The organism is Candidatus Tenderia electrophaga (assembly GCA_001447805.1).
Classification (GTDB): Bacteria; Pseudomonadota; Gammaproteobacteria; order Tenderiales; family Tenderiaceae; genus Tenderia; species Tenderia electrophaga.
Genome location: CP013099.1, coordinates 1,935,879 through 1,948,781 on the forward strand (window position 1 = coordinate 1,935,879; position 12,903 = coordinate 1,948,781).

General features: G+C 59.7%; 11 protein-coding genes. 9 read left to right on the forward strand and 2 right to left on the reverse strand.

Annotated features, from left to right (window positions below):
- Nucleotides 1-75: 75 nt before the first annotated feature.
- The 5 genes from Tel_08885 to Tel_08905 all read left to right on the forward strand — a co-directional run bounded on the left by Tel_08885 (nt 76) and on the right by Tel_08905 (nt 5,347).
- Nucleotides 76-1,332, forward strand: coding sequence for a hypothetical protein (locus tag Tel_08885; protein ID ALP53260.1), 1,257 nt, complete (start codon nt 76-78; stop codon nt 1,330-1,332).
- Complete coding sequence (locus Tel_08890; GenBank protein ID ALP53261.1) at nt 1,332-2,288, forward strand: dimethylhistidine N-methyltransferase; 957 nt, start codon at nt 1,332-1,334, stop codon at nt 2,286-2,288. Before Tel_08885 ends, Tel_08890 begins: the two co-directional genes overlap by 1 nt.
- 193 nt (nt 2,289-2,481) lie before the next feature.
- A complete protein-coding gene (locus Tel_08895; protein ID ALP53262.1) occupies nt 2,482-4,482 on the forward strand; it encodes a hypothetical protein in 2,001 nt (666 codons plus the stop codon).
- Nucleotides 4,483-4,533: 51 nt separating this feature from the next.
- The gene (locus Tel_08900; protein ID ALP53263.1) at nt 4,534-4,731 is read left to right on the forward strand and encodes a hypothetical protein; all 198 of its coding nucleotides are present in this window, start codon (nt 4,534-4,536) and stop codon (nt 4,729-4,731) included.
- 13 nt (nt 4,732-4,744) lie between these two features.
- Nucleotides 4,745-5,347, forward strand: coding sequence for an NAD(P)H:quinone oxidoreductase (locus Tel_08905; GenBank protein ALP53264.1), 603 nt, complete (start codon nt 4,745-4,747; stop codon nt 5,345-5,347).
- 64 nt (nt 5,348-5,411) lie between these two features.
- On the opposite strand, the gene Tel_08910 is transcribed toward Tel_08905, so the two are convergent.
- Nucleotides 5,412-5,717 (reverse strand): antibiotic biosynthesis monooxygenase, encoded by a 306-nt coding sequence (locus Tel_08910; protein ALP53265.1) that lies wholly within the window; start codon nt 5,715-5,717, stop codon nt 5,412-5,414.
- A gap of 190 nt (nt 5,718-5,907) precedes the next feature.
- Between Tel_08910 and Tel_08915 the strand changes: the two genes are divergently transcribed.
- The 3 genes from Tel_08915 (at nt 5,908) to Tel_08925 (ending at nt 10,279) form a co-directional block, all read left to right on the forward strand.
- Nucleotides 5,908-6,735, forward strand: a complete 828-nt coding sequence (locus Tel_08915; protein ID ALP54795.1) for a peroxidase — start codon at nt 5,908-5,910, stop codon at nt 6,733-6,735.
- A 431-nt stretch (nt 6,736-7,166) separates the two neighbouring features.
- Nucleotides 7,167-10,064, forward strand: coding sequence for a hypothetical protein (locus tag Tel_08920; protein ID ALP53266.1), 2,898 nt, complete (start codon nt 7,167-7,169; stop codon nt 10,062-10,064).
- Nucleotides 10,061-10,279 (forward strand): hypothetical protein, encoded by a 219-nt coding sequence (locus tag Tel_08925; protein ID ALP53267.1) that lies wholly within the window; start codon nt 10,061-10,063, stop codon nt 10,277-10,279. The genes Tel_08920 and Tel_08925 overlap by 4 nt, the downstream gene beginning before the upstream one ends.
- Before the next feature lie 5 nt (nt 10,280-10,284).
- Here Tel_08925 and Tel_08930 read toward each other — a convergent pair whose 3' ends face one another.
- Nucleotides 10,285-11,151, reverse strand: coding sequence for a hypothetical protein (locus Tel_08930; protein ALP53268.1), 867 nt, complete (start codon nt 11,149-11,151; stop codon nt 10,285-10,287).
- A gap of 475 nt (nt 11,152-11,626) precedes the next feature.
- Here Tel_08930 and Tel_08935 point away from each other — a divergent pair, with 475 nt between their 5' ends.
- Nucleotides 11,627-12,814: an aminotransferase gene (locus Tel_08935; protein ID ALP53269.1), complete on the forward strand. Its 1,188-nt coding sequence runs from the start codon at nt 11,627-11,629 to the stop codon at nt 12,812-12,814.
- Nucleotides 12,815-12,903 lie beyond the last annotated feature (89 nt).

The window sequence follows — 12,903 nt, forward strand, 5'->3', positions numbered from 1 at the left end:
GGTATTGCCTTAATAGTTTGGCAATAATATCTATTCAAACTGGAATATAAAATCAGACAGCGGAGGGATGCGCGCATGAGCGGAACATCAAACCTGTATATCACCAAAACCGATCTCGCCGCCGATTATCGCGCGATTCGCGACGAAAGCGCGCGCATCTGTGCCTTGCTGCACACTGACGATTATCAAATACAGTCCATCGTCGAGACCAGTCCGCCGAAATGGCATATCGCCCATGTCAGCTGGTTTTTCGAAGCCTTCGTGCTGCCGGAGTTCCACAGTGCTTATCACCCTTTTCGTCCCGAATTCGCCTATCTGTTCAACTCCTATTACGAAACGGTCGGCAGCATGCATCCGCGCCCGGCACGGGGCATGTTGTCGCGTCCCACAGTGGAAGAGGTGTATCGCTATCGTGCCCATGTGGATGAACACATGCTCGAACTGATTGAGCGCGTCGAGGAGGCGCGTTGGCCCGAATTCGCATATCGCGTCACTTTAGGGTTGAATCATGAACAACAGCACCAGGAGCTGCTGTTGATGGATATTAAACATAATCTGTCGGTGAACCCGACGCGGCCGGCCTATTCGGACAGTCTGCAGGTATCCGAGCCGGCGTCCGTCCCCATGGTTTGGATCGACCGCCCGGGCGGCATTATGGACATCGGTCATGCTGGGGACGGCTTCGCCTACGACAACGAAACGCCCAGGCATCAGGTGCTGGTGCGCGATCACCGACTGGCCTCGCGGCCGGTCAGCAACGGCGAGTATCTCGCCTTCATCGAAGACGACGGCTATGCACGGCCTGAGCTTTGGTTGTCGGACGGCTGGTCGCTGCTCAAGCGCGAGGGTTGGCAGCAACCCTTGTATTGGGAACAGCGCGACGGGGTGTGGCTGCAATTCACCTTGGGCGGTATGCGCACACTGAACCCCGACGAACCGGTTTGTCATGTGAGTTTTTACGAGGCCGATGCCTATGCGCGCTGGGCCGGCAAGCGTCTACCCAGTGAGGCCGAGCTGGAATTGATGTTGGCGCAGCAGCCGGTGGCGGGTAACTTTCTCGATCACACCCGGCTGCAGCCTCAGCCCGGCGAGGGCCAGTGGTACGGCGATGTCTGGGAATGGAGCGCCAGCCCCTACGCGCCGTATCCGGGCTTCAAGCCCTTGGCCGGTTCCATGGGCGAATACAACGGCAAGTTCATGTGCAATCAGATGGTGCTGCGCGGCGGCTGTTGCCTGACACCGCCGGGCCACCTGCGCGCCAGTTATCGTAATTTTTTCTATCCCCATGACCGCTGGCCGGTGACCGGGGTGCGCCTGGCGGAGGATGCATAATGACGGAGCACGTCACGTTCCATGATCACTCGCCCAAGACCTTAAGCCTGTACGAGGCCGTAGTGCAGGGCCTGTCGCGGCCACACAAAATGATTCCGCCGAAGTTTTTTTATGATGATCGCGGCTCTGAATTATTCGACGCCATTTGCGCACAACCCGAGTATTATCTGCCGGCCGCCGAGCATCGCTTGCTGACCCGCTGTGCGGATGAGCTTGCCGACTTGGTCGGCGGCGGTCGGGTGGTGATCGAACCGGGTGCGGGCAGCCTGAAGAAGATCCGCTGGCTGCTCGATGCCCTGCAGCCCAGTGCCTATGTGCCCATGGATATCTCCCATACCTATCTGCAGTCCGCGGCGCGGCAGCTGGCGGCCGCGTTTCCCTGGCTGCCCATCCACGCCGCCTGTGTCGATTTCAGCCATTCCATGCCCTTGCCGCGGCAGGTGCCGGAGGGGCCTCGCTTGGTCTTCTTCCCCGGTTCCAGCCTGGGCAATTTTCATCCCCCCGAGGCGCGCGATTTTCTGGCCTTGATCCGCGACACAGTGGGGCAGGACGGCATGTTGTTGATCGGCGTGGATACCAAGAAGCCGGCCGCGGTGTTGGACGCCGCCTACAACGACGCCGCCGGCCTGACGGCGCAATTCAACCTTAACCTGTTGCACCGTATTCAGCGCGAACTGAAGGCCGACTGCGATCCCCAGGGGTTCAGACACCACGCCTTTTACAACAGCGCGGCGGGCCGGGTCGAGATGCATCTGGTGAGCGCGCAGTCGCAACGGCTGCGCATTAATGGTCATCGCTTTGATTTCGATGCCGGCGAATCGGTGCATACCGAGTGTTCGTACAAATACGCGCCCGCAGAATTTATCGGCCTGGCCGCCGACGCGGGATTCGTGCCGGTCAAGCATTGGCTGGCGCAAGATGACCTATTCGGCGTGTATTTATTGGCCTGCGGTTGAAGGCGCCGGTGGTGCGCCAGGCGTGTATTAAAATCCTCACAAGCGCCGTTGGATCCGCCCAGCATGGGCTATTCTTGAGCCTATGTCGCGGCGCTACTGGCAATTGGCGCCAAGCGGTCTATAACTAAAATGCTGTAGTCCACTGGCACAACAAAAACAGACAGGTTCCGAATTCAACCCCGGGTATCCCGTTATGCCATTCAATATAGAGGAGGATGTGGCGCCGCTGGCGCGGCAATCGGCGCTCAGCGCGTTACGTATTCCGGTCGAAAACGCACTCAGGGTGGAAATTCGTTTTTCCCTGCTCGACGCGCGCGACCGTTTCTATCCTCGCGAGTGGTACAAGATTCCCCTGTTGCCGTCACGGGATTCCGCCTGTTGTCACGAAATCAACCTGGCCGATATGGGCTTGGCTGACGGCGTCTATGAGTACGAGTTTATTCTCGACGGTAATGACGAGCGGCCGGTGGCCGACCCGTACGCCGAAGAGATCACCCGCTTCGGCGGTTATCGCGGCGTATTCCGCATCAAGGACGGACTGCGCTGGCAACCGCCTTTTTCCTGGCAGGATGAACTCAGCCCGGATTATCCCCTGCCGGCAAATAATCAACTGGTGATCTACGAAATGCCCTTGCGCTGGATGCACACCCCGCCGGGCGAGACGGGCAGTATGCGCCAGCTGGGACTGGGCACCTTCGACCGCGTGATCTTCGAGCATCTCGATAATCTGGCCGATTTGGGCATCAACGCCATTGAGCTGCTGCCGGTGCAGGATTCCGCCGACACCCTCAACTGGGGCTACGGCACGCGCTTTTTCTTCTGCCCGGACATCGACATGGGCACGCCGGTGGATATGAAATTTTTCATCAAGTGCTGTCACCAGCGAGGCATCCGGGTATTTCTGGATGTCGTCATGAACCATGCCCGTGAATGCCCTTTGGAACCCTTGGCCGAAAGTTGGTTTTTTCTCAACAGCCGTGACGAGGAGCCGGGCCGTGGCGAGGACTATGGCGCGCGGCTGTTCCGTTATCGCAGCCCGGGGGCGGACGGGCGTTACTGGGCGCGTGAATTTCATTTGCAAATGGCCGACTATTGGATCGGCCACTATCACATCGACGGCTTTCGCATCGACGAGTTTCGCGGCATTGATCACTGGGAGTTCATCCAGAGTTTTACCGAACATGCCTGGGCCAGCCACCACAATCTGTTCCCGCATCGGCCGTTCCTGGTGATCGCGGAAGACTCCTGGCGCCGCGCCGTGATCACCAAACCGACATCCACCAATCCCAACGGTCGCAAGGTGGTCGATGCGATGTGGAATTTCGCCTTCCGCGACGAACTGCGGCGCTTAATGCGGGATGACATTCATACCGAGTGGGGACAGCCGGCCCGGCGCGCACGGATCCAGGCGCTGATCGGAGGTTGGCGCACCTGGAATGATCTGGAAAGCAGTTTCAAAGCGGGGTTCGATGATCTGGCCCAGGCGGTCAACTACATCACCTCCCATGATGTGGAGAACGAGGGCGAACAGCGTTATTTCAATGCGGTGTTCGCCCGCCTGTTGCGTGAGCGTGGGCTCTCCGACGGCAATGTGGAGGCGGTGCGCTGGTTCGTCAACAACCTGAGTCATCAGGACGCGGCCATGCGCCAGGCCCATGAAGACGCCTTGCAGCAGATACGCAGCGCTTTCGTCCTGCTGTTAACGGCGGTGGGGATTCCCATGATCCTGGCCGGCGAGGAGTTCGGCGACTGCCACGACCTCGACCATAATGACTGGCGTCTGAAGATGTCGGACCCCATCGACTGGCACCGCGCCTATCAGCCGGGGCATCAGAGCCTGCGCGGCATGGTGCGGGCCTTGATAGAGCTGCGTCGCCGGCATCCGGCGCTGCAGCGTAACGAAGTGGATTTTTTCTATTTTCATCCCGGCATGGATGAGCGTTTCGGCGAACGGGTATTCGCCTACTGCCGTAGCGCAGGCCGGCCGCTCGGCAATCCCGATCAGGTCATGGTGATCGCCAACTGCAGTGCCCGCAACTACCCGGAATTTTATCTGCCCTGGCACTGGCGCCATCTCGGCAGTGCCGCCGAGGTCGCCGCGCCGCTCAGCGGGGCGGCGCCGGAAATTTATCCCCACGAGCGCCGCGCGCGGTTTTCGCTGGCGCCGTTTCAGGTCAGGGTGCTCGTGTCCTGATCCGGGCGCCCCAAGTATTCAACCCTTGCACGACGAAACAGAGGAGGCGATATGGTCAGTCTTGCCCTTGAAAACAAAACCATCGATTGTCCCTATTGCGGCGAATCCAATGTGATCATGGTGGACACCACCGCCGGGAGTCAGGAATACGTCGAAGATTGCGAAGTGTGTTGTCAGCCCATACTGATAAATGTCAATGTCAATAATGATGAGATTGTTAACCTGGATGTTGTGCGCGAAAACGACTAGCCGGAGGAACACCATGTCAAAAGTTCTAGTGCTTTATTACAGCATGTACGGCCACATCGAAACCATGGCCAAGGCCGTGGCCGAGGGGGCCGCTAAAGTGGGCGGTACCGAGGTGGACATCAAGCGCGTGCCCGAGTTGATTCCGGAAGACAAGGCGCGCCAGGCGGGCGTCAAGCTGGATCAGGACGCCCCCGTGGCCAGTGTCGACGACCTCACCGATTACGACGCCATTATCTTCGGCACGCCCACCCGCTTCGGCAACATGTGTGCCCAGATGCGTAATTTCCTCGATCAGACCGGTAAGCACTGGATGAACGGCAGCCTGATCGGCAAGGTGGCCAGTGTCTTCACCTCCACGGCGACTCAGCACGGCGGCCAGGAGACCACCATCACCTCGTTTCACACCACTTTGCTGCATCAAGGCATGATCATCGTCGGTGTGCCGTACTCCTGCCAGGAATTGATGAACATGAAGGAGATCAGCGGCGGTACACCCTACGGCGCCTCGACCCTGGCAGACAGCGACGGCAGCCGTCAGCCGTCAGAGAACGAGCTCACCATCGCCCGTTTTCAGGGCGAGCATGTGGCCAAGGTGGCGCAGAAGCAGGCGGCCTAAGGCAAGACACGGCAAAGGGGCGAATCCGACACCCGCTAATATGTCGAGCTGTGGTGCGTATGCGCTATAAAACCTTTGTGAATCCCTCGAATTGCGGCGCGCCCAGATAGATGTCCTTAGTCTGGCCGCCGGCGTTGGCATGCGCCTTTCTGAACTGCTCCGACTGGGTCCAGTTAATAAAATCCTGTTCCGATTCCCAGATGGAGTGCGAGGCGAACAGGGTGTATTCCTCTGTGCTCGATCCCTGCAATAGCTGAAAAGACTTAAAGCCGGGGACGGTGTCGAGATAGGTCTCGCGGTTTTTCCAGACGTCGATAAAATTCTGTTCGCGCCCGGGCGCGATCTTGAAGCGATTCATGGCGATGTACATAGGCGCTCTCCGTGTGCATGTCGTTGGTATTATGGTGTTCCAGTCTACCATCGATGCCGTCTTGCCGGCGCTTGACTCACCTCCTTGAAACGGTAACCATTCTGCTGGAATCCATAACAACCACAAGGAGCAAGCGGTGAGCAGTCAAGCCGGTATTTTAGCCCCCGTACCCAGACACGCCCGTTATCTGATGTTCAGTTTCGAATCCGACGCGAGCGCCGCCGCCGAGGCCTTGACGCCGCTGTTGGAGGTGGTGGACGGTGAAGACACTGTGGTTGGCTTGGGACCGTCCCTGGTGACGGCGCTGGATGCCGAGATCGCCGGCCTGCGACCGTTTCCCGCCATGGTCGGGTCGGGCTTTGATATCCCGTCCACGCAATACGCGTTATGGTTTTGGCTGCGCGGCAGTGATCGGGGCGAACTGTATCACCGCTCACGCGTCATCGAACACGCCCTGGCCATGGACTTTCAACTGCAAGAGGTGCTCGATACCTTCCTGCATCGCGATTGCCGTGATCTGACCGGCTATGTGGACGGCACTGAAAACCCCCAGGGCGAGGCGGCCGTCGCCGCCGCGATTGTACGCGATCAGGGCGCGGGCCTGGACGGCGCCAGCTTCGTCGTGGTGCAGCAGTGGCTGCACAATCTGGAGATCTTCGAGGCCATGAGTCCGCTTGAACAGGATATGTCTGTCGGTCGGCGCAAACGCGACAACGAAGAGTTGACCGAAGCCCCCGAGTCCTCCCACGTCAAACGTACCGCCCAGGAGAGTTTCGCTCCGGAGGCCTTCATGGTCAGGCGCTCCATGCCCTGGACCGAGGGCAACGACGCCGGTCTCAACTTCGTCGCCTTCGGCCATTCCTTGGACGCCTTCGAGGTGATGCTGGCGCGTATGGCCGGCCACGAAGACGGTATTACCGATGCCTTGTTCAACTACACCCGGCCGGTTTCCGGCGGCTACTATTGGTGTCCGCCCATGGCGGCGGGCAGGCTCGACCTGCGCGCCTTGAACGCCTGAGCGTCGGCCGCTGCCGTTACCCTGTCTTAAACTGATTCCACCCGGGCTAGCACGTCGATGCCAAACCCTGGCTTGAACCTGACCGAAAGATTGGGGTGGGTGTTGATGGCGCCGGGCATCGCCAGCGGCGTATTGGCCGCTCTCCAGATACGCAGGTCGTTCTGGTGACATTGATTCGCCGTGTCCACACCTATCGTGTACAGCTTCGATGCACAGGCCACATCCGTGGCCTAGTGCTACTTGGGTATGGGTCAGGCGGTATCGGCCTGATGCAGCGCATCGTTGCGCGCTTACTTCGAACCCATGGTGCCCCGAAATAGTCGCGATGATCAGCGATTGCGAAATATCAAAGCCCCATCCCCGTGCCCCCTCCATAATCATGTGCTGTTGTTTGTTGAACGCTACATGTCAGGTTGGAAAGGAGGGGACTCGTGAGCGAACACAGTCAGGACGCAGCACCGCAGTTAGTCAATAAAAAACTTATCAGGCATTGGCTGTGGTGGGGCTTGGCCTGGCTGACCGTGTTTCCACTTCTCGGATTGCTGGTCTCCATCAAATTCCATAACCCCGGCTTTCTCGGCGAGACCGCCTGGCTGACCTTCGGCCGCATGCGCCCGGTACATGTCAACGGCGTGATCTTCGGCGCCTTTTCCACACCGGTGCTGGGCATGCTGTATTACCTGGTACCGCGCCTGTGCGGCCGCCCCATGGCCAAAGAGGCCTGGGGCTGGTGGGCCCTGATCGGTTGGAACGTGTTTCTCATTACCGGCTCCATCTCGTTGTTGCTGGGTTACAACCTGGGCTTCGAGGCGGACGAGTTCGAGTGGCCCTTCAATATCCTGCGTTGGCTGGTATTGGCGCTGATCGGCGGCCAGGTGTTGGTGACCATCTTCAAGCGCCGCGAGGGCGGTTTCTACGTTTCTCTCTGGTATACCATTGCTGCCCTGGTGTGGACCCTGATGAACCTGGTGCTGGGCAATGTGATTTTGCCCTATATGGAGATGTCGGGCATCAGCAATGCCGCCCTGCACGGGCTTTATATCCACTATGTGGTGGGTTTGTGGATCACCCCGGCGGGATTGGCGATTATGTATTATTTCGTGCCGCTGGCGACCCATAATCCGTTGTTTAGCCACCGTCTGTCGTTGTTGGGCTTCTGGACGCTGGCCTTTTTCTATCCCTTCGTCGGTACCCATCACTACTTGTTCAGCCCCATCCCCTATCACAATCAGACCATTTCCATCGTCACCAGCATGTTGTTGATCATCCCCGTATGGGCGGTGGTCACCAATCTGTTCGGCACGGCCCTGGGGCGCTGGGGCGCCATCGCCGGCGGCAAGGACGGTGACAGTTACGGTGCTAAGTTTCTGCTGTTGGGCGTTTTGTACTACCTGCTCGGCTGTTTTCAGGGCTCGGTCGAGGCCCTGCGGCGCATGCAAGAGCTGACCCATTTTAACGATTTCGTCATCTCGCATTCCCATGCCACTGTGTTCGGCACGTTTATCGTCTCGGTGGTAGGGGCCATGTACTACCTCTGGCCGCGGCTCACCGGCCGCCAGTTATGGAGCGCACGCCTGGCCAGCTGGCATTTTTGGCTCACCGTGGCCGGGTCGGCGGTAATGTTGTTGGGCCTGACGGCGCAGGGCTTTGTGCAGGGCAGTATGCTGGAGTATGGCGCTAATTTCGTCGATTCGGTGGTCACTATGAAGCCCTGGTGGCTGGGGCGCACCCTGGCGGGGGCCACCATGGATATCGGTTTTCTGCTGATGGTGATCAACTTCGTTCAGACCGCCCGCCACGGCAAGCCGGTGCAGCCGGAAGACAAGGAACACGAGGCCCTGGAGGCGCGCCCGGCGCGCGAGAGCGTGAGCTGGTTTGGGCGGCCGTCCTCGGTGTTCATCGTCGCCGGCATCGGCTTCTTTTTCGCCGCCGTGGTGGTGCAGGGCATCATGCCCTCGTTGCTGCCCGAGACCGCCATTCCCGAAGTGGCCGAGGCGCGCACCGGCAAGACCATCCAAGTGACCGATTATACCGAGCAGGAACAGCGCGGCCGGGAGATCTATATTCGTGACGGCTGTTGGTATTGCCACTCCCAGTACATCCGGCCGGTGACCGGGGAGACGCAGCGCTGGGGACCGGTGTCCCAGGCCGGAGAATATGTCTTCGACCAGCCCCATCTGCTCAGTACCCGCCGCATTGGTCCCGATCTGACCCGTGTGGGTCGCCGCTACGACGACACTTGGCACGCCGCCCATTACTGGGATCCGCGCGCGGTGGTGCCGGACTCCATCATGCCGCGTTTCCCGTGGTTGTATAAACAGGAGGGCGACGGCGCGCCGCAATTGAACGCCGATGGCAAGGCCTTGGTGGCCTATCTCCAGCGCCTGGGTACCAACATCGGGGATTGGCGCGAGACCTTTATGCCCACCCGCCTCAACGCCGGGGCCGCCGTGCGCCTGCAAGGTGAGGAGCAAGAGCAACTGGTGGGCCTGGGGCAAGAGGTCTATGCGCGGCGCTGCATCGGTTGCCATGGGGCCAAGGGCGACGGACAGGGCCCGGCGGCCCAATTTCTTGAGCCCAAGCCGCGTGACTTCACGGCCGGCAAGTTCAAGTTCCGCTCGACCCGTGGCGGCCCCAATTCCTTGCCCTCGGACGAGGACCTGTTCGTTACCATCAGCCACGGCCTGTGGGGCACGGCCATGCCGCCCTGGTACAAGATCTCGGTGGATGAGCGCCTGGCGGTCATTCAGTATCTCAAGACCTTTTCCGAACGCTGGCAACAGGAAACAGTCAATCCGTCGGTCGACATTCCACCCGAACCGGACGTGACTGCGGAGTCCATCGCCCAGGGGCGACAGCAGTTCATGAATATCTGCTTTACCTGCCATGGCAAGACCGGCGAGGGCGACGGCCCCCTGGCGACCAGCCTCACTGACGACTGGGGCAATCCCGTCACGCCCGCCAATTTCACCCTGCCGGCCGGTGTTGCGGGCGGGGTGAAATTGGGCCACGATGGTGAGCACCTGTTCGAGACCATCATGACCGGGGTCGGGGCCACGCCCATGCCGCCCTTTGCCGGCAGTTTCGACGGCAAAGCGATCTGGAATATTGTCCATTTCGTGCAGTCGCTGCGCATCGATGCCCAGATGGAGACGCTCAGGGACAAGGGCCTGGCCGAGGCCCAAAGGGGCGATGCCCGTCGCCGTCTGTGGGCCTCCCTGTCACAGGCGGCGGGGCGCGGTGATATTGCCGAGGCGGTCTGGCAGAGTCGCGACAACAGTCAATTGGCCGGCCTGGGCCGGGGCGACAGTGAGAGGAAGGCACAATGACGCAACAAGGCAAGGCGCGTGAAGATCAATCGGTCGATCGGCGTTTTCAGGACGCGGAGAAACGAACTGAGGCCAAGCAGGCCTATATCTATAAGGACTCTGGTCTGGTGGAAAACCATGGTTATGTCCCGCGCTGGCTGATACTGGTGGCGGTAGGACTGTTGATCTGGGGCGCCTACTATTTGTATGCCTATTGGCAGTCACCCGGGGGCTGAGCCCCTCATTGAGCGTGGGCGCTGTGGGCCGTGGCCGCCGCTGATGGCTGGGCATCCTGGGCGCAGCGAAAGCCTACATCGTCCAGCCGGCTGTTCGGTCTAAGGTTGAAACGATACGCCGCACGCAGAAACAGATGCAGGGCATAGTGGCCTTCGCGGCCCCAGGCGCCGCCACGGATGACGCGGAACTGCTTACCGAAAGCGGCGCTGACCTCATGCGACCCGGGGTAGGCCTGGTACCAGTCGGCCACCCATTCAGCGACATTGCCGCCCATGTCCATGACGCCGTAGGGTGAGCGATCGTCCGGATAGGTGCCCACCGGCGCGACGCCGTCTTCCCAGTACTCGTCGCCGCTGTTGCTGTAGCCAGCGTGCCATTGGTCGCCCCAGGGGAATTCATTGGCATGGCTACCACGAGCCGCCTTTTCCCACTCCGCTTCGGTGGGCAGGCGCTTGCCGGCCCAGTCGCAATAGTCGTGGGCGTCGTGCCAGCTCACTTCAATGACGGGCAGGGTGTCCAGATAGCCAAGGCGATTGTCGATGGCCTTGAGCAGACCGGCGTGGTCCAGCGTGCGGCTGTCTACATCGATCCTGAAGATATCCGCCACCAAGGCGCGCAGGCGGCCGTCGTCGAGTTTGCCGATGTCGCCTTTGCGCAGACTCAACACGTAACCGTTGCTGAGCCAGTAAGGCGGCGGCGGGTGGCCGGTGGCGGCGATGAATGCGCGATAGTCGGCATTCGTCACTTCATAACGGTCGATGCGAAAGGCGGGGAGATCGACCGGATGCTGCGGGTGTTCATCCAGGTACAGCGGCTTGATGTTGCCGTATTCCGGGCCGTTCTTCTCCGTGTCGAGCTTGTCGCTGCCCATTATAAAAGTGCCGGCCGGCACAAGTACGGTATCGTCCTTGGCTGTCGCAGTCGCCGCTGTAAGCAGTGCAACAAGCGCTATTGAACCAAGCTGTAGTCCGGTATTATTCATGACAGCCCTCCCCCCAAGAGATGTTTTTTGAAATAGTGTCGTCACCCATAACCTATCGCGTCGCTCGGGAAATTTCCAGGGCATGGTTTATCTGGGTCATGGGGAACTATTGCGCCGCCGGGCCGCCTAATCGACAACGCCGTGATAATGGGCACTATGTTAGTATTTCATTTGTCTAATCATTTCCCGGGCGCGTGCGCGACGCTGTTTAAAAAGACACACCAAAAGAGGGGGTTTTCTCTTTTCCCGGGCGCGTGCGCGGCGCTGTTTTTGACGATAATGGCCTTGGCTTGATCCATGCCGCTGAAATGCATCGCGATCTGAACTATCCTGCAAGCAATACGATAAACTATCCGAGGTTTTAATGATTAACGGTCTTCTCGATTTGTCCATCTGGGAAATGGTCGGCGCCACGCTGATCCTCACCCATCTGACAATCATCAGCGTCACGGTATTCCTGCATCGTCACCAGGCGCACCGCGCGCTGGAACTGCATCCGCTCCCAAGCCACCTGTTTCGCTTTTGGCTGTGGCTGAGCACCGGCATGCGGACCAAAGAATGGGTGGCGATCCACCGCAAGCACCACGTCAAATGCGAAACCGAGGAGGATCCCCACAGTCCCCAGGTGCTGGGAATTAAAAAGGTTTTATGGCAGGGGGCCGAGCTGTATCGCGAAGCAGCCGAGGTGACTGAGACCCTGGATAAATACGGCAAAGGTACACCTGATGACTGGCTGGAACGAAATGTCTATCGCCACAGCTTTGCCGGCATCGGCCTGATGCTGCTGGCCGATGTACTTATGTTCGGTGTGGCCGGGGTCACCGTCTGGGCCGTGCAGATGCTCTGGATTCCCTTCTGGGCCGCCGGGGTGATCAACGGGATCGGCCATTACTGGGGCTATCGCAATTACGAATGTCCCGATGCCGCCACCAATATCGTGCCCTGGGGCATACTCATCGGCGGCGAAGAGCTGCACAATAATCATCACACCTATCCCAACTCGGCGCGGCTGTCCTCCAAGCGCTGGGAATTCGATATCGGTTGGCTCTACATCCGCGTGTTGGAAATGCTGGGCCTGGCACGGGTGAAAAAGGTGGCGCGCCTGCCCCAGCTGGGTCAGCCCAAGTCTGCCTTGGATATGGATTCGGTACGTGCCGTGTTGTCCAATCGCTTTCAGGTAATGGCGCGCTATTCCCGCGATGTGATCGTGCCGGTCTGCCGTATGGAGGCACAGCGTTCATGCGCCAACTCCCGCGCTTGCGCGTGGCTGAAACGCGCGCGCAAAGCCCTGGTGCGCAATGAAGCGCTACTGGATTCGCGCGACCGGCAGGCCTTGTCCCAGGCGCTTGAGAACAGCGAACAGCTGCAAGTGGTGTACAGCTTCAAACAGCGTCTTCAGAAGATCTGGGAACGCTCCGGCACGCACTCGGCGACCCCTTTGGCGGATTTGCAGGAGTGGTGCCGGCAGGCAGAGGCCACCGGTGTCGCCATGCTGGGAGAGTTCGCCGGTCGGCTGCACCGCTACACCCTGGAGAACGCCGCTGCACGCTAGATATTTTGCCTGCACACAGCGGCTGTTGGCCGGGATGATTTAAGTGTCAAATCATGTCGAACAGGTCTTGTTTTTTGCCCGTCGAGAAC

Coding starts and splice junctions, on each gene's coding strand:
- Tel_08885 (ALP53260.1), top strand. CDS start 76: ATGAGCGGAACATCAAACCTGTATATCACCAAAACCGATCTCGCCGCC.
- Tel_08890 (ALP53261.1), top strand. CDS start 1,332: ATGACGGAGCACGTCACGTTCCATGATCACTCGCCCAAGACCTTAAGC.
- Tel_08895 (ALP53262.1), top strand. CDS start 2,482: ATGCCATTCAATATAGAGGAGGATGTGGCGCCGCTGGCGCGGCAATCG.
- Tel_08900 (ALP53263.1), top strand. CDS start 4,534: ATGGTCAGTCTTGCCCTTGAAAACAAAACCATCGATTGTCCCTATTGC.
- Tel_08905 (ALP53264.1), top strand. CDS start 4,745: ATGTCAAAAGTTCTAGTGCTTTATTACAGCATGTACGGCCACATCGAA.
- Tel_08910 (ALP53265.1), bottom strand. CDS start 5,717: ATGTACATCGCCATGAATCGCTTCAAGATCGCGCCCGGGCGCGAACAG.
- Tel_08915 (ALP54795.1), top strand. CDS start 5,908: ATGTTCAGTTTCGAATCCGACGCGAGCGCCGCCGCCGAGGCCTTGACG.
- Tel_08925 (ALP53267.1), top strand. CDS start 10,061: ATGACGCAACAAGGCAAGGCGCGTGAAGATCAATCGGTCGATCGGCGT.
- Tel_08930 (ALP53268.1), bottom strand. CDS start 11,151: ATGGGCAGCGACAAGCTCGACACGGAGAAGAACGGCCCGGAATACGGC.
- Tel_08935 (ALP53269.1), top strand. CDS start 11,627: ATGATTAACGGTCTTCTCGATTTGTCCATCTGGGAAATGGTCGGCGCC.